The sequence below is a fragment of the Ornithinimicrobium pulveris genome, assembly GCF_050261105.1.
GTDB lineage: Bacteria > Actinomycetota > Actinomycetes > Actinomycetales > Dermatophilaceae > Ornithinicoccus.
Map to the genome: position 1 here is coordinate 477715 of NZ_CP189837.1, position 18263 is coordinate 495977.

Genomic DNA, 18263 nt, shown 5'->3' on the forward strand with positions numbered 1-18263 from the left:
GTCACAGCGGGCAGGTGGGCTGCGAGTGCTCGGTGGGAAACGCCATACAGTGGCGAGCGTGAGCGACCGCGACCCGCACGTGCCCATCGAGCCGACACACGGATCGCGGCCCACGACGCTGTGGCCGGGCTTGGAGGATCCCGAGCACTCGCGCTGGTATGTCGATCGGTTCCGGGCGATGGCCGAGCACGGGCAGGACCTGGAGGGGGAGTCCCGCCTGGTCGACCTGCTGGCACCCCGACATGCCCGGCTCCTGGATGCCGGGTGCGGACCGGGCCGGCACGGCGGCCACCTCGCCCGCCTGGGACACGAGGTCGTGGGCGTGGATGTCGACCCGCTGCTCATCGAGGCGGCCCGGGAGGACCATCCCGGTGCGATCTGGCTGGTCGGCGATCTCGCGACGCTCGACCTGTCCACGGAGGGGCAGAGTGCGGCATTTGACGGGGCCCTACTCGCCGGCAATGTGATGGATTTCGTCGCCGAGAGCCACCGCGGGGAGGTGATTCGGCGGGTCGCGTGCCACCTGCGGGAGGGCGGCTTTCTGGTGGTGGGGTGCCGGGTGGTGCGTGGCTTCACCCCGGCCGATCTGGATGCGGTGCTCCCGGCTGCCGGGCTGGAGTTGGAGCAACGGTTCGCGACCTGGGATCTGCGCCCGTGGCGCGAGGATGCCGACTTCTGCGTGAGCGTGCTGCGTCGCTCGCAGCCCTACCGATGAGTCCTGAGGTGTGGGAGCGTCTATCTCGACATCAGCGCCCGCTGACACCCACCTCTGCAAGGAGCAGATCATGGTTGAACGCACCACCCCCTGGCCCGTCGGTGCACCGTCCTGGGCAGACGTCCTGGTCTCCGACATGGAGCGCAGCAAGGCCTTCTACACCGCGGTCTTCGGTTGGGAGTACACCGGCGGCGAGGCCGACTTCGGCGGCTATGTCACCGCCACCAAGGACGGGCGTGCGGTCGTCGGCCTGGCCCCGCCCATGGAGGGTGCCGAGGACCAGGAATCGGCCTGGACCGTCTACCTCGCCGTGGAGGACAGCGCTGCGACCGAGCAGGCCATCACCGAGGCCGGCGGCGTCGTCTACTACCCGACGATGGAGGTCGGACCGTTCGGGCGGATGGGCATCTACGGTGACCCGACCGGCGCGGCCTTCGGCACCTGGGAGCCGGCCAGCCACGCCGGCTTCGGGGTCACGGGCGAGCCAGGGTCCATGGCCTGGAATGAGGCGATGGTCGGTGACTTCGCGGCCGGCAAGACGTTCTACACCGAGGTCTTCGGCTGGACCTACGCCGACATGTCGGGCGAGGGGATGGAGTACGCCATCTTCACCACCCCGGGCGACGAGTCCGGCATGACGGGCGGCATCGGCCATGACCCCGACCAGGAGCCGGCCTGGACGGTGGTGCTCGAGGTCGACGGCACCGACGAGGCGGTCCAGCGAATCAAGGACGCGGGCGGCAGCGTGCTCGTCGAGCCCTTCGACTTCGAGCACGGCCGGCTGGCGCTCGTGGCCGGACCCGACAACGAGCCCTTCGGGGTGATCACCTCGGCGGCCCCGCCCGAGGAGAACTGAGCAGAGCGACGACTTAACGGTCGCTGTTTGATCACGACCTACCGGTCGATATCCCCGACCACGAAGAACATCGACCCCAGGATCGCCACCATGTCGGCAACCACCGCACCCGGCAGCAGCTCGCTCAGCACCTGCACGTTGTTGAAGGAGGCCGAGCGCAGCTTGAGCCGGTGCGGTGCCTTGCCGCCGCGGCTGACGAGGTAGTAGCCGTTGAAGCCGAGTGGGTTCTCGCTGGCGAAGTAGTGCTCGCCCTCGGGGACCTTCAGCACCTTGGGCAATTTGGTGTCATAGGGGCCTGAGCCCAGCTCGCGCAGCTTCTCGGTGCAGGCCTGGGCCAGATCCAGCGAGACGTGCACCTGCTCCAGCAGCACCTGCAGCCGGGCCTCGCAGTCGCCCGCCTCGCGCGTCACCACGCGGCCGGGCCCGCCCTGAACGAAGAGCTCGCCATAGGCGAGGTAGGGCTCATCCCGGCGCAGGTCGACGTCCAACCCGCTGGCCCGCGCGATCGGCCCCGAGACGCCGTAGCCGAGCACCTGGTCCAGCTCGAGCACGCCGACGCCACGCGTGCGTGCCTGGACGATCTCGTTGCCGACGAGCAGCGACTCCAGCTCGGGCAACCGGCCGCGCACCTGCTCCACGGCGGCGTCCACACGATCTAGCCAGCCCTCAGGCAGGTCGTGCAGCAGCCCACCGATCCGGGTGCACATGTAGTGCATCCGCCCCCCGCTGAACTCCTCCATCACCGACTGCAGCTCCTCGCGCTCGCGGAAGGAGTAGAACATCGGTGTGATTGCGCCCAGCTCCAAGGGGAAGGAGCCCAGGAACATCAGGTGGTTGAGCACCCGGCCCAGCTCGGAGAGCAGCGTGCGGGTCCAGGTGGCGCGCTCGGGCACCTCCATGCCGAGCAGGTGCTCGACGGTCAGAGCCACGCCGACCTCGTTGTTGAACGCGGACAGCCAGTCATGGCGGTTGGCCAGCACCAGGATCTGCCGGTAGTCGCGGACCTCGAAGAGTTTCTCCGCCCCCCGGTGCATGTAGCCGATCACCGGCTCAGCCGCCACGATCCGCTCGCCGTCCACGGTGATCCGCAGCCGCAGCACACCGTGGGTGGCGGGATGCTGCGGGCCGATGTTGAGGACCATCTCGGTGGTGCTCAGGCCACCGACTCCGGTGCCGAGCGAGACGTCGAGATCGCGGGTGCTCACCCGCCCACCCTAGCGACGCGGCACCAGCAACCAGTGGAAGTCGCCCAGCCCGCCCGGTGCGGTGAGCGCGCTCAGGGCGGCGCGCTGCCGCAGCCCCTCCAGGTATGCCGCGGGCTCCGTCCGCGCGCGTTCGTGCGCGACTGGGGCGCTCGGGTCGAGCAGGTCCGGGACGATCTCAGCTCGCAGTGTGAGGAGCAGGTCGCGCTGGACGTGGAGCTGGGGCTGGGCGCGGCGGGTCTGACCACGGGGGAGGTCGCGGGAGACGTGAGCTTGCCCCACCACCTGGGGCAGTCTCACGTCTGCCTCGAACCCCTCATCACCCGGACCGGAACCAGCCAGTTTCTGCCCCGAGTCGGAGTCGCCACCATCCTGCGGGCGTGCGGGATCCGCAGCGACGAGCACGGAGTCCATGGCGACGTGTGCGGTGAGATCGCTCGAGCCGTCCGGCACCGGCTCCACCTCGCGGCCAGCCCGGAAGCCGGTGAGGGTGCCGCGGTGCGGACGGTCCTGTCGGGTGTGGCCGTAGTCCACCGCGACGACGAGGCCGGTCTGCACCCGCGACACCAGCTCGGCAAAGGCCAGATCACGAGCGCGCCCCACCTCGGCGCGGGTCACGCCCTCCGGGACCCAGTTGCGCACCCAGTCCAGATCCGGACCTGTCAGGGCGTCACCGAGGTGCTCGGTGCCGTCGGTGGTCACGGTGACCACGCGCCATACGTCGGCGTCGAGCTCGACCACCGGACACGGCACGACATCGAGCCACTCGTGCGCGATCACCAGCGAGTCGCGCAGGCCGCTGAGCCAGCCGGAGAGGCGGGCGCCGCCAGGGGAGACCAACCAGGCGTCGACGTCCAGATCGGTGGGCCGGGGGACGACGTCCACCCCGGTCAGCCGCAGCTCCGGGGCCAGTCGCCGCAGGTGGGCGAGCAGCTCGCCCCGCCCACAGCCCACGTCGACGATCGCGGTGCAGCGGTGGCGCCGGGCGAGCGCGAGGACGGCCCGGGCCAGCAGCTCACCCGCCCCCGGGATGCCCTGGACGCTGGTGGCGAAATGATCCGCCGGCGGGGCCGTGACATAGAAGCCGTCCGGACCGTACAGCGCCTGGCCCCACGCCTGCTCCCACGGCAGAGCAAGCGGCTCAGGCGGCGGCGGACCAGACATGGGGACTAGGGTGCCGCACCGTGGACCTCCTCGACATCGGCCGGGTGCTCCTCGGCGTCCTCCTGCTGGTCGGCGGTGGGGAGTTGCTCGTGCGTGGGGCCTCCTCGCTCGCCCGACGAGCCGGCCTCTCCTCGCTGGTCGTCGGTCTGACGGTGGTGGCCCTCGCGACCTCCGCGCCGGAGTTGGCGGTGACCCTGGACGCGGTCTTCGACGGCCAGCCTGAACTCGCGGTCGGCAATGTCGTCGGCTCCAACATCGCCAACGTGCTGCTGATTCTGGGCATCTCGGCGCTGATCAGGCCCCTGACTGTGAAGCGTCAGCTGGTGCGACTCGACGTCCCGGCCATGGTCGGGCTGTCCGCGATCGCGCTGGTGCTGGCCATCGGTGGCGCGATCAGCCCGGTCGGCGGTGTCGTGCTAGTCACCCTGCTGGTGGCGCACACGGTGCTCACCGTGCTGGTCAGCCGTCGCGAGGCGCGGCGGGAGGAGCGCCTGGCCAAGCGGCTGTCAGGGGAGACGAACTCCGGCGGTGAGGGCGGTGAGGCCACCCACGGCGTGCTCGTCTCGATCGTCCTGGTCGCCGTCGGTGTCGGACTGCTGGTGTTGGGCGCCCGCGTGCTCGTCGTGGGCGCCGTCAATATCGCGGAGTCGCTCGGCGTCAGCGGCCTGGTCATCGGCCTCACCGTCGTGGCGATCGGCACGTCGCTCCCTGAACTGGCCACCTCGATCATCGCCGCCGCCCGCGGCGAGCAGGACATGGCGGTCGGCAATATCGTCGGCAGCTGCATCTTCAACATCGGCATCGTGCTGGGGCTGCCCGCGATCATCGCCCCCGGTGGGGAGGGGATCGCGGTCCCCGACGCGGCGATCGCGCTCGACCTCCCGCTGATGATCGCCTCGGCGCTCGCGCTCGCGCCGGTCGTCTTCACCGGCTACGCCGTCGCGCGCTGGGAAGGTGCGGTCTTCCTCGCCCTGTATGCCGCCTACCTCGCCTTCGTCGTCCTCAACTCCACCCGCCACGAGGCCCTCGACGGCTTCACCTTCGTGCTGGCCGCCTTCCTCCTGCCCCTCGTCGCGGTCACGCTGGTCGCGACCACGCTCTATGAGGTCAAGCGGCGGCGAGAACGCCGGGCCGCGATGACGGTCCATCCGGCCAACACCTCAGCGTGATGTCCACCCCATCGTGATGTCGCTTTTCTGCTAGCGCACGGTGCGGTCGGGGCCGCAGGATAGAGCCATGACCACGACCACCGGGAGCGCTCCCGCCCACACCGACCACGCCGCGTGCGCGGCGGCGGTGCGCAGTCGGGACACCCGGTTCGACGGGTGCTTCTTCACCGCGGTGCTCACCACCGGCATCTACTGCCGACCCAGCTGCCCGGCGATGACGCCCCGGGAGCACAACATGACCTTCTATCCCACAGCGGCCGCCGCGCAGGGGGCGGGCTTTCGCGCCTGCAAGCGGTGTCGACCGGACGCGACGCCGGGGTCGCCGGAGTGGCACCTGCGTGGTGATGTCGTGGCCCGCGCGATGCGGCTGGTGGACGACGGCATCGTCGAGCGCGAGGGCGTGCCGGGGCTGGCGGCACGACTGGGCTACTCCACGCGTCAGCTGCAGCGGCTCACCGTCGCCGAGCTCGGGGCCGCGCCGCTCGCGCTCGCCAGGGCGAAGCGGGCGCAGACGGCGCGGGTGCTGATCGAGACCACCGGGATGTCGATGTCGGACATCGCCTTCGCCGCCGGGTTCAGCAGCATCCGTTCCTTCAACGACACCATCCAGGCCGTCTTCGCCTCCTCGCCGGGCAAACTCCGCGCCCAGGCGCAGCGAGGCGGGTCGGGGGGCGATCACCTCGGTGATCGGGTGGCCGGTCGCGCTGGCCAGGTGCGGGGACACACCAGCGCTGGCGATGTTCGCGCGGATGACCCCACGGGGAAGGCTTGCCGGGAGGGCACGGCGCCAGCCCCGGTCGAGATCCGGTTGCGCCTGCCCTTCCGGGCGCCGCTGCACATGCCGAGCCTGTTCGGGCATCTCGCGGCCACCGCGGTCCCCGGTGTCGAGGAATGGGCCGCTGGGAGCTGGCACACCACGCTTCGGCTCCCGCACGGCCAGGGCACGGCCCACCTGCGTCCACCTGCCACCACGAGCACGGGGCCGGGCGCGATCGAGGCCACCCTGCGCCTGACCGACCTGCGCGATCTGACGGCGGCCATCGGTCGCTGCCGTCGGCTGCTGGACCTCGACGCCGATCCGATCGCCGTCGATGCCCACCTGGGCGCCGACCCCGCGCTCGCTCCGCTGGTGGCTCGCACGCCGGGGGTACGTATCCCGGGCGGGGCCGACCCACATGAGCTCGCCCTCCGGATCGTCCTCGGCCAGCAGATCTCGACCGCGGGCGCCGCCACCCTCGGCGCCAGACTGGTCACCACCCTGGGGGAAGCGCTCCCGGAGACCCTCCGGATCGGCAGGCTCACCCACTCCTTCCCGACAGCGGACGCGGTGGCTGGCGCCAGCGACGACGACCTGCCCGGTATGCCGCGGAGCCGCTCCCGCGCACTGCGCACCCTCGCAGGTGCGCTGGCTGAGGGGTCCCTGGTGCTCGATGCCGGCGCCGACCGCGAGGCGACCCGCGAGACCCTGCTCGCCCTGCCTGGGATCGGACCATGGACCACCGAGATGGTGCTCCTGCGCGCACTCGGGGATCCGGATGCCTGGCCGGGTTCGGACCTCGGGGTGAAGCTCGGCGCCGCTGCCGCCGGACTCCCGGACGCTCCGCGGCAACTCGATACGCGGGCCGAGACGTGGCGTCCGTGGCGGGGCTATGCCGCAGCCCTGCTCTGGGCCCATGGCGAGCATGACGCCAGCGGCAGACACCTCCACCTCACCGACACCCAGACTCCACCAGCGATAGCGAGGACCTGATGACCGCCCGCCCCAACGCAGCCCACACCAGCACTGCGCCGAGCAGCACTGCCCACACCCGCACCGCCCACCTGACCGTCGATAGCCCGGTCGCGCCCCTGCGACTGACCACGGACGGGGCCCACCTGACCGGGGTGTACTTCGCCGAGCACCGGCACGCCCCCGAGGACCTGGGAGCGGAGGTCTCGGCGCAGCAGGCTCCCCAGGTGCTGCGCGATGCTGCAGCCCAGCTGGCGGAGTACTTCGCCGGTGAGCGCGAGGACTTCGACCTGCCCCTCGCCTCGACCGGGACCGACTTCCAGGAGCGGGTCTGGGCGCACCTGCGAGCCATCCCCTACGGCCAGACCTGGTCCTACGGGCAACTGGCCAGCGCGCTCGGCCAACCACACGCCTCCCGGGCGGTGGGGCTGGCGAACGGGAAGAACCCGATCTCGATCGTCGTGCCCTGCCATCGGGTGGTCGGCTCGGACGGTTCGATCACCGGCTACGGCGGCGGTGTGGAGCGCAAGCAGCGGCTGCTCGACCTTGAGCGGGGCGCGGCGCTGTTCTGAGCAGCGGATACCCTGTCGGGGTGAGTGAAGCGACCCCCCAGCCCGCCCCCGAGGCCGACGTCCCCGAGCAGATGCGGGTGCGCCGGAGCAAGCGTGAGGCCATGCTCGAGGCGGGCGTCGAGCCGTTCGCGGCCACCGTCCCGGTGACCCACACCCTGGAGCAGGTGCGCGAGCAGTGGGGCCACCTGGAGACGGGGGAGGAGACCCAGGACCGCGTCGGCGTCGCCGGCCGGGTCGTCTTCGTGCGCAACACCGGCAAGCTGTGCTTCGCCACCCTGCAGGCTGGTGACGGCACCAGGCTGCAGGCGATGCTTTCGCTCGCCGAGGTGGGCGAGGAGTCGCTGGCCTCGTGGAAGTCCTGGGTTGACCTGGGGGATCACGTCTTCGTCGAGGGCAGGGTGATCTCCTCCCGGCGCGGTGAACTGTCCGTGATGGCCACCGCGTGGCAGATGGTCTCCAAGGCGTTGCGCCCGTTGCCGGTGCTGCACAAGGACCTGTCCGAGGAGCAGCGCGTCCGGCAGCGCTATGTCGACCTGATCCTGCGTCAGGAGGCGCGGGACATGGTCCGCACCAAGGCGGCGGTGCTGCGCTCGATCCGGCAGACGTTGGACGGCTTCGGTTTCGTCGAGGTGGAGACCCCGATCCTCAACCTGATCCACGGTGGCGCGGCCGCACGGCCGTTCCACACCCATCTCAACGCTTTCGACATCGACATGTCGCTGCGCATCGCTACCGAGCTCTATCTGAAAAGGGCGGTCGTGGGTGGCGTGGACCGGGTGTACGAAATCGGCCGCACCTTCCGGAACGAGGGCATTGACTCCACCCACAGCGCGGAGTTCACCATGCTGGAGTTCTATGAGGCTTACGGCGACCAATTCTCCGCGGCCGAGCGCACCAAGGCGATCATCCTCAACGCCGCAGAAGCTGCTGGGGTCGGGACGACGTTGACCGATTATCGGGGTCAGGAAATCGATCTCGCCGGAGAATGGACGTGGCTGCCGGTGGTCGATGCCGTGGCTGATGCTCTGGGCACCGAGATCAGCGCCGAGGAGAATGAGGACAACGTCGCGCGGCTCCGCGAGCTGGCGCAGTCCCGAGAAATCGCCCTCCAGCCCACGTGGGGCGCGGGCGAGATCATTCTTGAGCTCTATGAACAGCTCGTGGAGCACACCCTGGTGCAACCGACCTTCGTCTGTGATTATCCCGAGTCCGTCCGCCCGCTGGCACGTGAGCACCGGACCAAGGCAGGCCTGGTCGAGGCCTGGGACCTGATCATCGGTGGCGTCGAGTTGGCTCCTAGCTATACCGAGCTGGTCGATCCCGTCATCCAGCGGGCGCGGCTCACCGCCCAGTCCGAGCTGGCCGCCGGCGGTGACCCCGAGGCCATGTCACTGGACGAGGACTTCCTGCGGGCGTTGGAGTACGGCGCACCGCCCATGGGTGGCACCGGGCTCGGCGTGGATCGGCTGGTCATGCTGCTGACCGGCTCAGGTATCCGCGAGACGATTCTCTTTCCGTTGCTCAAGCCCGAGGCGTGATGATGGCGTTCCTGCACGAAGGCTGGATGATCCTGGCGGCATTGCTGCCCTCGATCGGCCTGCTCTTTCTCTTCTGGGTCATCCTCAAACACATTGTCGAGGGAGACCGACGCGAGCGCGCAGCACTGCGTGAGTGGGAAGCGAACCACGCCGATGACTCTGCCGAGGCGGATCACAGCCCACCTGCCGCTTAAGAACTATTGATGCGCGAAGGGGACACCCGGTAGAAATATCTACTGGACTTGTTATCTGAGCCGCGTGGTCGCTATTGTGATCCCGAGCGTTCATCTCTGGGGCGTGACAAAGATCTATCCTACCGAGGAGTCACAATGGTTCAGCGTGTTCAGGTCATTCTGGAAGACGACGTCAACGGGGGCGAGGCGACCGAGACCGTGGAATTCTCCCTCGATGGCGTCAGCTACGAGATCGACCTCAACGACGAGAATGCCTCGAAGCTGCGCAACGACCTGGCGATCTGGATCGCCGACGCGCGTCGCGCCGGTGGTCGTCGCCAGACCCGTCGTCGCGCGGGCGGTGGCGCTGCCGCCGGCAAGTCCGAGGAGCTCAGCAAGATGCGCGAGTGGGGCCGTCAGAACGGCTTCAAGGTGAGCACCCGTGGCCGGGTGTCCCAGGAGCTGCAGGACGCCTACGCCGCCGCCAACTGAGCGAGGCGCAACCCAGCACCGCGACGGGCGGGGTCGGTCCACCGGGACCGGCCCCGCCCGTCGCTGCGTGTGCGGCGGGTTGTCGGCGGCGGGTTGTCGACATCCGGATGGCGAAGGCGCCGCGCGGTGGGCCGCGTCTCAGAGTTCGTCCATCCGGACCTGGGTGAGCTCCTCCTCACCCTCGGCGGCAGCGGAGACCTCCTCCCAGGTCCGCGGCAGCGCCACCTGCGGTCGCTCCCGCGCGCGGAGCGACCACGGGCAGATCGTGGTCTTGGCCGCGTTGTTCTGGCTCCAGTCCAGGAAGACCTTGCCCGGGCGCAGCGCCTTGGTCATCTTGGCCGTCACCAGGTCCGGGTGGGCCGACTCAAGGTGCTCGGCCAGTGACTTGGCAACGGCGCTCACCTCGTCCGCGCTGCGGGTGCCCTCGAGGTCGCCGTAGAGCTGCATCCCCTTGGAGCCGCTGGTCACCGGCCGGGTCACCAGGCCGACGGCCTCCAGTCGTTCACGGACCAGCAATGCGACTCTTGAGCACTCGGCCAGCCCCGCGCCGGGGCCCGGGTCGAGGTCGATGACCATCCGGTCCGGTGGCAGCGGATGGCCCTGCTCGTCGACCCGCCACTGCGGGACGTGCAGTTCCAGGCTGCCGAGGTTGACCAGGTAGACCAGCACGCCGAGATCGGTCACCAGCGGGTAGGTGACCGACTCCCTGCCGCGTGAGGAGCCGGGGGTGGCGATCGTCACCCGGGGCAACCAGTCGGGGGCGCCTGAGGGCAGGTTCTTCTCGAAGAAGCTGACCTTGTCCACGCCCTCGGGGAAGCGGATCCGGGTGACGGGGCGGTCCGCGAGCTCGGGCAGGATCTGCTCGGCGTGCCCGACGTAGTACGACAGCACCTCACCCTTGGTCGTCCCCGTGGCCGGGTAGAGGACCTTGTCCAGGTTGCTCACCTTCAGCGTCCGACCGGCGACCTCCACGCGCTGGGTGCTCATCGGGTGGCCACCAGATCGAGCGGGCTCAGGTCGAGGCGCACGCCCCGGTAGGACGGCTGGCGCAACCGCCCCACCCCAGGAGTGATGCCGAGCGAGGCCACATCCAGCACGACCTGCGGCTCCAGCCAGGTGCTGCCCGTCGCCTCGGCCCGGGGGATGGCCTCCACGAAGGGGTATGGCGCTTCCGGCACCTGCGCCAGGAGCTCGGCCAGCCGGGCGCCTTCCCGTCCCGCGAGCCCGCTGCCCACCCGGCCCACGTACACGAGCCGGAGTCGTCCCTCGGGGTCGCGCTGCGGCATACCGGACTCGTCGGTGGCCGGCAGGCCCACGTGGACCGCGCCCAGCCGGGAGCGGGTCCCGGTCTGCGGCCGCCAGCCGCCGACCACCACGCTCAGCAGGTCGCGGTGCGGGAACTTGAGCCAGTCGGCGGAGCGCACGCCCTCGCGATAGGGCGCGGCGCGACGCTTGCTGACCACGCCCTCCAGACCCTGCTCGGCAGTCGCGGCCAGGAGCCCGGCGCCGTCGTCGTAGACGGGCGGCACGCCAAGGGCGGCGAGGTCGGCGGCGTCGACCACCTGCTCCAGCGCATCCCGCCGTGCCGACCACGGCAATCCGGTGAGGTCCAGGCCGTCCAACCGGAGCAGGTCGAAGGCGAGATAGGTCGCGGGACGGGTGGCGGCAACCTGGGCGGCCGCGCGTGCTGAGGTGAGGTGAACCCGGTCCACCACCTGGCCGAAGTTGGGGCGGCCGTCGACCATCGCCACGGCCTCCCCGTCGAGCAGGAGGTCGTCGGCCATCCCCGCCAGCCCGGCCAGCTCGGGGAAGGCGACGGCGATGTCTCGGCCGCCGCGCGTGAGCAGGCGCAGGTGACCGTCTTGCACGTCGGCGAGCAGCCGGATCCCGTCCCACTTGACCTCGTGCGCCCACTCAGGCCCGCTCGGGGGACCGGTCCGAGGGTCGCCGGGAGTGGCGAGCATGGGGCGCATGGGTCCATCCTGGGGGGTGTGAGAGCGATCTGGAAGGGTGCCGTCAGCTTCGGGCTGGTCAACGTGCCGGTGCGGTTGTACTCGGCGACCGAGAACCACGACCTGAGTTTCCACCAGGTGCGCGCCAGCGACGGCAGCCGGATTCGCTACAAGCGCGTGGCGCAGGCCGATGGGGAAGAGGTCGCCTACAAGGACATCGCCAAGGCCTATGAGACCGAGGACGGCAAGACCGTCATCCTCACCGACGAAGACATGGCCAGCCTGCCGAACCGGTCCAGCAAGGAGATCGCGGTCGAGAAGTTCGTGCCGATCTCCCAGATCGACCCGATCCTGTTCGACAAGCCGTACTACATCGAGCCCGATGCGATGGGCGCCAAGGCCTACGGATTGCTGCGCGAGGCGCTCAAGGAGTCCGAGCGGGTCGCGGTGGTGACCGTCTCGGTGCGGACCCGGATGACCATGGCGGTGCTCCGCGTGGTCGACGACGTCATCGTCCTGCAGACGCTGCTGTGGCCCGATGAGATCCGCGACAGCGCGCAGCTGGACCACCTGGACGAGGTGAGCGAGCCCAAGGAGTCCGAGATCGCGATGGCTCGGATGCTGGTCGACTCGATGTCCGGCGACTTCGAGCCCGAGGGGCACGTCGATGACTTCAAGGAAGCTGTCGAGGCCCTCGTGCAGAGCAAGATCGAGGGCGGGGACGTCACCGAGTCGCCGGACACGCAGGACGAGGCGGACTCCGGCGAGGTGGTCGACCTGCTGGCGGCGCTGCAGCGGTCGGTGGACCGGGCCAAGGCCGGGCGCGGCGAGGCTTCGGGGTCCGGGTCCGGCTCCGGGTCAGGGTCAGGGTCAGGGTCCGGGTCAAGGAAGTCCACGTCCACGACGTCAACGGCGGGATCGACCGCGAAGGAGACCTCGGGGACGTCGACCGCGAAGAAGACCGCTGCGAAGTCCACCGCCAAGAAGTCCACGGCGAGCAAGAGCGCGACGAGCAAGAGTTCGGCGAGCAAGAGCTCGGCGAAGAAGACTGCCGCCAAGAAGGCGGGCTAGCCCCGACGTCAGGGGGCGGTGGTGCTCTCCGCGTCGTCGGCCATGTCGCTGACCACCTGGCGCGGGTTGCACCCCAGACCCCGGTCCAGGCCTTGGGCGGCCAGGGCCAGCGAGGAGCGCAGGACATCGGTCGTCTCGGCGTCGTCGGAGAGCAGCGACTCCCCGAGCAGGGTGTAAGGGACGAAGTCGTCCTCCCCAGGGACCCGGCACTGGGTCAGCCCGGTGACCCGCCCGGCGGAGATGTAAGAGTGGCCCAGGTAGGTCGGGCCTCGCTCGTAGTCCAGCGCCTCGGCCTCCGCGCGCATCTCCTCGCGGGCCTCCTCACCGGGCAGGACGGAGAGCCGGATGATCGGCTCCTGCTCCCCGGCGCCACCGCTGAGCACCTCGCAGACCCATCCCTCATCGTCATCCTGGACGACCAAGCTGCGCGGCGAGACGGCCTCGCCCCCCGCGGCGAGATTGGTGCCCGACGGGCTCACGTAGTCGCACAGCCAGCCGTTGCGACCCGGCTCGCCCTGCAGGCCGTCACCGGTCTCGGTGGCCCCGTCCGGGCCGGCCGTCCCCTGCCCGTCCGCCCCGTTCGCGGTGCCGTTCTCGCCGGTCGAGGAGGCAGGGTCCTCGGAGGTGCAGGCCGACAGGGCGAGGGTGAGACCGGCCGCCAGGGCGACCAGCCGCAGTGCTGGGGTGCGCTCCATGGGCGCACATCGTAGGTGGTGAGTCTGGGGATCCGATGATTGCGCCCAGGGCGAACACCGGCGCCGCTCGGGTTCTCGACGGAACATCGGTGGTGGCTGGGCGCGTTGTGCTGGCCAGACGCGACGTAGAGTGGAGACACGCCCGCGAGGGTGGCTCGCCACCGGCTCGCGTGCCCGACGACTGAGGAGTGAGGCATGTTCGAACGGTTCACCGACCGCGCCCGGCGTGTGGTGGTGCTCGCGCAGGAGGAGGCGCGGCTGCTCAACCACAACTACATCGGCACCGAGCACCTGCTGCTCGGCCTCATCCACGAGGGGGAAGGCGTCGCGGCCAAGGCCCTCGAGGCGCTCGGGATCTCGCTGGACGCCGTACGCCAGCAGGTCCAGGAGATCATCGGCCAGGGTCAGCAGAGCCCGACCGGCCACATCCCCTTCACGCCCCGCGCCAAGAAGGTGCTGGAGCTGTCCCTGCGTGAGGGCCTGCAGCTGGGCCACAACTACATCGGCACCGAGCACCTGCTGCTCGGCCTGATCCGTGAGGGTGAGGGCGTCGCCGCCCAGGTGCTGGTCAAGCTCGGCGCCGACCTCAACAAGGTCCGCCAGCAGGTCATCCAGCTGCTCTCGGGCTACCAGGGCAAGGAGACCGCCGCCGCCGGCGTCGGCCCCTCCGGTGGGGCCGAGGGCCAGCAGGCCGGCTCGCTGGTGCTCGACCAGTTCGGCCGCAACCTGACCCAGGCCGCCCGCGAGGGCAAGCTGGACCCGGTCATCGGCCGCAGCCAGGAGATCGAGCGGGTCATGCAGGTGCTGTCCCGGCGCACCAAGAACAACCCGGTGCTGATCGGTGAGCCCGGCGTTGGCAAGACCGCAGTCGTGGAGGGCCTGGCCCAGGACATCGTCCGCGGCGAGGTGCCGGAGACGCTGAAGGAGAAGCAGCTCTACACCCTCGACCTCGGCGCGCTGGTCGCCGGCAGCCGCTACCGCGGTGACTTCGAAGAGCGCCTGAAGAAGGTGCTCAAGGAGATCCGCACCCGCGGCGACATCATCCTGTTCATCGACGAGATCCACACCCTCGTCGGGGCGGGTGCCGCCGAGGGCGCCATCGACGCCGCCAGCATCCTCAAGCCGATGCTGGCCCGCGGTGAACTCCAGACCATCGGAGCGACCACGCTGGATGAGTACCGCAAGCACATCGAGAAGGACGCCGCGCTGGAGCGCCGCTTCCAGCCGATCCAGGTGGCCGAGCCCACGCTCAAGCACGCCATCGAGATCCTCAAGGGCCTGCGGGACCGTTACGAGGCGCACCACCGGGTGACCATCACCGACAGCGCCCTGGTGGCCGCCGCCTCGATGGCCGACCGCTACATCAACGACCGCTTCCTGCCGGACAAGGCGATCGACCTGATCGACGAGGCTGGTGCGCGACTGCGCATCCGCCGGATGACCGCTCCGCCGGACCTGCGCGAGTTCGACGACAAGATCGCGCACGCCAAGCGCGAGAAGGAGTCGGCGATCGACGGGCAGGACTTCGAGAAGGCCGCCCGCCTGCGCGATGAGGAGCACAAGCTCACCCAGGCGCGCGCCGAGCGCGAGAAGGAGTGGAAGAACGGCGACATGGACGCCGTCGCGGAGGTCGACGAGGAGCTGATCGCCGAGGTCCTCGCGGCGGCGACGGGCATCCCGGTCTTCAAGCTCACCGAGGAAGAGTCTGCGCGCCTGCTCAACATGGAGGATGAGCTGCACAAGCGGATCATCGGCATGGACGACGCGATCACTGGACTGTCGCAGGCGATCCGCCGCACCCGCGCCGGCCTGAAGGACCCGCGCCGCCCGGGCGGCTCGTTCATCTTCGCCGGCCCCACCGGTGTCGGTAAGACCGAGCTGGCCAAGGCGCTCGCGGAGTTCCTGTTCGGTGACGAGGACTCGCTCATCACCCTCGACATGTCGGAATACTCCGAGAAGCACACCGTCTCCCGGATGTTCGGCTCGCCCCCCGGCTATGTCGGCTACGAGGAGGGCGGCCAGCTCACCGAGAAGGTGCGGCGCAAGCCGTTCTCGGTCGTGCTCTTCGATGAGATCGAGAAGGCGCACCCGGACATCTTCAACAGCCTTCTGCAGATCCTGGAGGACGGTCGCCTGACCGACAGCCAGGGCCGGGTGGTCGACTTCAAGAACACCGTCATCATCATGACCACCAACCTGGGCACCCGCGACATCGCCAAGGGCGTCTCGCTCGGCTTCTCCGCCGGCCCCGACACCCGGTCGGACTACGACCGGATGAAGGCCAAGGTGACCGACGAGCTCAAGCAGCACTTCCGTCCCGAGTTCCTCAACCGTGTTGACGACACCATCGTCTTCCCGCAGCTGACCCAGGCCGAGATCGTCCAGATCGTCGACCTGATGGCGGCGCGGCTGGACGAGCGGCTCAAGGACAAGGACATGGCGCTGGAGCTCACCCAGGCCGCCAAGGAGCTGCTGGCCAAGAAGGGTTACGACCCGGTGCTCGGTGCCCGACCGCTGCGTCGCGCCATCCAGCGCGAGATCGAGGACCAGCTCTCCGAGAAGATCCTCTTCGGCGAGCTCGGCCCGGGCCAGATCGTCCTGGTGGACGTCGAGGACACCGGTGGTCAGGACAAGACCAGCGACAAGGTCTTCACCTTCGAGGGCCAGGAGAAGCCCGCCGACGTGCCGGACACCGTGCCGGTGGAGGAGCAGGCTGGCTGATCACCTCAGCTGATCGACCGTGATGGGGCGGCACCGCAGCAGCGGTGCCGCCCCATCGGTCGTTTCGTGCCCGACGCTCGACCGCGGATAGGGTTGCGCCCATGACCTTGCGCGAAGCGACCGCCGCCGAGATCGCCTCCTGGGAGGACCTCGTCTGGCAGACCCCCGCCGGTGTCGACCTGATGCAGCTGCAGCCCTACGCCCAGGTGAAGTCGGCGACCTGGGCGTACCGACAGATGGTGCACACCCTCCCCGGCGTGGGCGACCTCCCGGTGCTCTACCTGATCCGCAAGGTCCCGCCGTTCGGCCAGTTCTGGTACGCCCCGATGGGGCCGCGGGTCACCGATCCACAGCATCTGCAGATCATCTGCGACGACCTGAAGGACTGCGGCGCCTTCGCCGTCATCATGGAGCCCGCCATCCCGGCAGAGGGGCCCGAGACCAAGGCGGAGCTGATCTCCTCCGTGCCCGGGCTCGAGGACTTCATCCCGCTCCAGCCAGGCACCAGCACCGTCTTCATCGACCTGACGCCCTCGGAGGAGGACCTGCTCGCCTCCTTCCGGCAGCGGGCTCGCCGCTACATCCGCAAGACCGGCGACGCGGTGATCGAACACCGCACCGACGACGAAGCCTTCGAGAAGCTCTGGACGCTCTACGTCCCCACCATCTCGGACCGGGCCGGGTTGCCCCTGCGGCCCAAGGAGTACTACCTCGACGCCTGGAAGCTCTACCGAGACCTCGGTCAGGGCCACGTCATCCTCGCCTACTCCGAGCAGGGCAAGGAGGAGCCGGAGGCGGGCATCTACCTGTGGCAGCACCGCGACCTGGGCTACTACCGGGACGGTGGCTCGATCCGGACCCCCGCGGCCAACGGCCTGCAGTACCGCGTCCAGTGGGAAGCGATGCGGTGGTGCAAGGAGCAGGGCGCGACCACCTACGACATGTTCGGCGCGCCGCCGAGCTGGTTGGTCGACGACAAGGAGCATCAGATGCACGGCCTGGTGCAGTTCAAGACCGCCTTCGGTCAGATCACCGACACCGTGGGCACCATGCGCCTGGTGCTCGACCCCAAGCGCACCGCAGCCTGGGACAGACTCGGCGTCAAGATCTACTGGCGGCTCGGCCGCCGCAAGAACCCGCTCTTCTACTGACCACCGGTCACCAGAAGGCGTCGCCAGGCTCGCGGCGCTGCACCCTCGTGACGACCCGTTGCCCGATCCGCTGCCACACGGCATACCGGCGGGGGCGCAGCACCAGGTCGAAGGCACCGACCCAGTCCGTGACCTGCCGCTCGAAACCCCGTTTGAAGATGCCCAGACCGTGGCGCAGGTCGGCCTTGTCCTCGAGTTTGCTGGAGTGCGGGGTGCCCACCAGGTCGTAGACCTTGGCCCCCTGTTCGATCGCCCAGCGCATCCCTTCGTACTGCACCAGCTGGCTGACGCCGGGGACCGGCCTGCGGCGCACGCTGGCCCCTTCCTTGTAGGCGCCGACCTGCCCGATCACGGTCACCAGCGCCCAGGCGGTCATCTCACCGTCCACCCGGGCCGTGATCACCTTCGCGCGCCCGGAGCGCACCAGGAGTTTCCACGACTCCACGAAGTAGTCGCGTCCCCGCACCCCGAGCCCCTGGTCGGTCACGAGCTCGTCCCACAGGGCATACATCTGCTCGTAGGTGTCCTCGCTGTCCGGGGCCCGGGTGACCTCCACCCCCTCGCGCTGCGCGCGGCGCACCATATTGCGGGTCTTGCTGGGGTAGGCCGCCAGGAGCTCCTCGGGCGCGTCCGGCAGCCGGAAGATCACGGTGGAGGAGTTGGGCTGGACCGGAGGAACCCGGACCAGCCCCAGCGTCTCGATCGCGGCGAGGTTCTCCGGTGTCTCGAGGATCTCCGGCTCGATGCGGACGAAGAGGACCCCCTGCTCACGGGCTGCCTCGCGCAGGTCCTCGATGATCGGGGCGAGGTCCTCCACGGTGCTCACGCACGGCCCCTTCGGCAGGTACCAGATCGTGCCGAAGCCCGGCGCCTTCTTGGTGTGGATGGTCAGCGCCACACCGTGCGAGAGCGCGTAGCGGGGCTCCCAGCGCGCCAATGTCTTGACCTGCCCCAGGACATGGCTCTGGAAGATGGTGCCGCGCGACGGGGTGGACGCGATGAGGTCATCCCACTCCTGTGCCGAGGTCGGTGATGCGAAGGTGAGGGACATGGTGCGAAGTCT

At 69.7% G+C, this 18263-nt stretch carries 17 protein-coding genes; 11 read left to right on the top strand and 6 right to left on the bottom strand.

Annotation, left to right across the window (positions count from 1 at the left end; genetic code table 11):
* The first annotated feature begins 58 nt into the window (after positions 1-58).
* Together ACQBAT_RS02150 and ACQBAT_RS02155 are read left to right on the top strand one after the other, a co-directional pair.
* Positions 59-715 (top strand): class I SAM-dependent methyltransferase, encoded by a 657-nt coding sequence (locus tag ACQBAT_RS02150; RefSeq protein WP_420747257.1) that lies wholly within the window; start codon positions 59-61, stop codon positions 713-715.
* A gap of 70 nt (positions 716-785) precedes the next feature.
* Positions 786-1571 carry a VOC family protein gene (locus tag ACQBAT_RS02155; protein WP_420747256.1) on the top strand — a complete coding sequence of 262 codons (786 nt, stop codon included), beginning with the start codon at positions 786-788 and terminating at the stop codon, positions 1569-1571.
* Between the two features lie 38 nt (positions 1572-1609).
* Here the strand turns inward: ACQBAT_RS02155 and ACQBAT_RS02160 are convergent, their stop codons facing one another.
* Complete coding sequence (locus ACQBAT_RS02160) at positions 1610-2713, bottom strand: NADH-quinone oxidoreductase subunit D (protein ID WP_420747305.1); 1104 nt, start codon at positions 2711-2713, stop codon at positions 1610-1612.
* A 72-nt stretch (positions 2714-2785) separates the two neighbouring features.
* Positions 2786-3937 carry an SAM-dependent methyltransferase gene (locus tag ACQBAT_RS02165; RefSeq protein ID WP_420747255.1) on the bottom strand — a complete coding sequence of 384 codons (1152 nt, stop codon included), beginning with the start codon at positions 3935-3937 and terminating at the stop codon, positions 2786-2788.
* Positions 3938-3957: 20 nt separating this feature from the next.
* On the opposite strand from ACQBAT_RS02165, the gene ACQBAT_RS02170 reads away from it, so the two are divergent.
* The 6 genes from ACQBAT_RS02170 to ACQBAT_RS02195 all read left to right on the top strand — a co-directional run bounded on the left by ACQBAT_RS02170 (position 3958) and on the right by ACQBAT_RS02195 (position 9610).
* A complete protein-coding gene (locus ACQBAT_RS02170; RefSeq protein ID WP_420747254.1) occupies positions 3958-5106 on the top strand; it encodes a calcium/sodium antiporter in 1149 nt (382 codons plus the stop codon).
* Between the two features lie 67 nt (positions 5107-5173).
* Positions 5174-6856, top strand: a complete 1683-nt coding sequence (locus ACQBAT_RS02175; protein WP_420747253.1) for an AlkA N-terminal domain-containing protein — start codon at positions 5174-5176, stop codon at positions 6854-6856.
* A complete protein-coding gene (locus ACQBAT_RS02180; protein WP_420747252.1) occupies positions 6856-7407 on the top strand; it encodes a methylated-DNA--[protein]-cysteine S-methyltransferase in 552 nt (183 codons plus the stop codon). The genes ACQBAT_RS02175 and ACQBAT_RS02180 overlap by 1 nt, the downstream gene beginning before the upstream one ends.
* Positions 7408-7478: 71 nt before the next feature.
* Positions 7479-8945, top strand: coding sequence for a lysine--tRNA ligase (gene lysS, locus ACQBAT_RS02185; RefSeq protein WP_420747304.1), 1467 nt, complete (start codon positions 7479-7481; stop codon positions 8943-8945).
* Between the two features lie 2 nt (positions 8946-8947).
* On the top strand, positions 8948-9139 hold the full coding sequence (locus ACQBAT_RS02190; RefSeq protein WP_420747251.1) for a hypothetical protein: 192 nt from the start codon (positions 8948-8950) through the stop codon (positions 9137-9139).
* Between the two features lie 135 nt (positions 9140-9274).
* Entirely contained in the window at positions 9275-9610 is a 336-nt protein-coding gene (locus ACQBAT_RS02195; protein ID WP_420747250.1) for a histone-like nucleoid-structuring protein Lsr2, read from the top strand.
* A 138-nt stretch (positions 9611-9748) separates the two neighbouring features.
* On the opposite strand, the gene ligD is transcribed toward ACQBAT_RS02195, so the two are convergent.
* Together ligD and ACQBAT_RS02205 are read right to left on the bottom strand one after the other, a co-directional pair.
* A complete protein-coding gene (gene ligD / locus ACQBAT_RS02200; RefSeq protein ID WP_420747249.1) occupies positions 9749-10597 on the bottom strand; it encodes a non-homologous end-joining DNA ligase in 849 nt (282 codons plus the stop codon).
* The gene (locus ACQBAT_RS02205) at positions 10594-11583 is read right to left on the bottom strand and encodes a DNA ligase (RefSeq protein ID WP_420747248.1); all 990 of its coding nucleotides are present in this window, start codon (positions 11581-11583) and stop codon (positions 10594-10596) included. Before ACQBAT_RS02205 ends, ligD begins: the two co-directional genes overlap by 4 nt.
* 18 nt (positions 11584-11601) lie before the next feature.
* Here ACQBAT_RS02205 and ACQBAT_RS02210 point away from each other — a divergent pair, with 18 nt between their 5' ends.
* A complete protein-coding gene (locus ACQBAT_RS02210) occupies positions 11602-12633 on the top strand; it encodes a Ku protein (RefSeq protein ID WP_420747247.1) in 1032 nt (343 codons plus the stop codon).
* A gap of 8 nt (positions 12634-12641) precedes the next feature.
* Here the strand turns inward: ACQBAT_RS02210 and ACQBAT_RS02215 are convergent, their stop codons facing one another.
* Complete coding sequence (locus tag ACQBAT_RS02215) at positions 12642-13328, bottom strand: hypothetical protein (protein WP_420747246.1); 687 nt, start codon at positions 13326-13328, stop codon at positions 12642-12644.
* Between the two features lie 195 nt (positions 13329-13523).
* Here ACQBAT_RS02215 and ACQBAT_RS02220 point away from each other — a divergent pair, with 195 nt between their 5' ends.
* Both ACQBAT_RS02220 and ACQBAT_RS02225 read left to right on the top strand, forming a co-directional pair.
* A complete protein-coding gene (locus ACQBAT_RS02220; RefSeq protein WP_420747245.1) occupies positions 13524-16049 on the top strand; it encodes an ATP-dependent Clp protease ATP-binding subunit in 2526 nt (841 codons plus the stop codon).
* 101 nt (positions 16050-16150) lie between these two features.
* A complete protein-coding gene (locus ACQBAT_RS02225; RefSeq protein WP_420747244.1) occupies positions 16151-17200 on the top strand; it encodes a lipid II:glycine glycyltransferase FemX in 1050 nt (349 codons plus the stop codon).
* A 7-nt stretch (positions 17201-17207) separates the two neighbouring features.
* Here the strand turns inward: ACQBAT_RS02225 and ACQBAT_RS02230 are convergent, their stop codons facing one another.
* Positions 17208-18251, bottom strand: coding sequence for a lipid II:glycine glycyltransferase FemX (locus ACQBAT_RS02230; protein ID WP_420747243.1), 1044 nt, complete (start codon positions 18249-18251; stop codon positions 17208-17210).
* Positions 18252-18263: the final 12 nt, after the last annotated feature.

Bases quoted from the DNA above. Each gene is read 5' to 3' on its own strand.
- ACQBAT_RS02220 (WP_420747245.1), top strand. From the start codon at position 13,524: ATGTTCGAACGGTTCACCGACCGCGCCCGGCGTGTGGTGGTGCTCGCG.
- ACQBAT_RS02230 (WP_420747243.1), bottom strand. From the start codon at position 18,251: ATGTCCCTCACCTTCGCATCACCGACCTCGGCACAGGAGTGGGATGAC.
- ACQBAT_RS02165 (WP_420747255.1), bottom strand. From the start codon at position 3,937: ATGTCTGGTCCGCCGCCGCCTGAGCCGCTTGCTCTGCCGTGGGAGCAG.
- ACQBAT_RS02195 (WP_420747250.1), top strand. From the start codon at position 9,275: ATGGTTCAGCGTGTTCAGGTCATTCTGGAAGACGACGTCAACGGGGGC.
- ligD (WP_420747249.1), bottom strand. From the start codon at position 10,597: ATGAGCACCCAGCGCGTGGAGGTCGCCGGTCGGACGCTGAAGGTGAGC.
- ACQBAT_RS02160 (WP_420747305.1), bottom strand. From the start codon at position 2,713: ATGGTCCTCAACATCGGCCCGCAGCATCCCGCCACCCACGGTGTGCTG.
- ACQBAT_RS02225 (WP_420747244.1), top strand. From the start codon at position 16,151: ATGACCTTGCGCGAAGCGACCGCCGCCGAGATCGCCTCCTGGGAGGAC.
- ACQBAT_RS02180 (WP_420747252.1), top strand. From the start codon at position 6,856: ATGACCGCCCGCCCCAACGCAGCCCACACCAGCACTGCGCCGAGCAGC.
- ACQBAT_RS02205 (WP_420747248.1), bottom strand. From the start codon at position 11,583: ATGCGCCCCATGCTCGCCACTCCCGGCGACCCTCGGACCGGTCCCCCG.
- ACQBAT_RS02155 (WP_420747256.1), top strand. From the start codon at position 786: ATGGTTGAACGCACCACCCCCTGGCCCGTCGGTGCACCGTCCTGGGCA.
- ACQBAT_RS02190 (WP_420747251.1), top strand. From the start codon at position 8,948: ATGGCGTTCCTGCACGAAGGCTGGATGATCCTGGCGGCATTGCTGCCC.
- ACQBAT_RS02175 (WP_420747253.1), top strand. From the start codon at position 5,174: ATGACCACGACCACCGGGAGCGCTCCCGCCCACACCGACCACGCCGCG.
- ACQBAT_RS02215 (WP_420747246.1), bottom strand. From the start codon at position 13,328: ATGGAGCGCACCCCAGCACTGCGGCTGGTCGCCCTGGCGGCCGGTCTC.
- lysS (WP_420747304.1), top strand. From the start codon at position 7,479: ATGCGGGTGCGCCGGAGCAAGCGTGAGGCCATGCTCGAGGCGGGCGTC.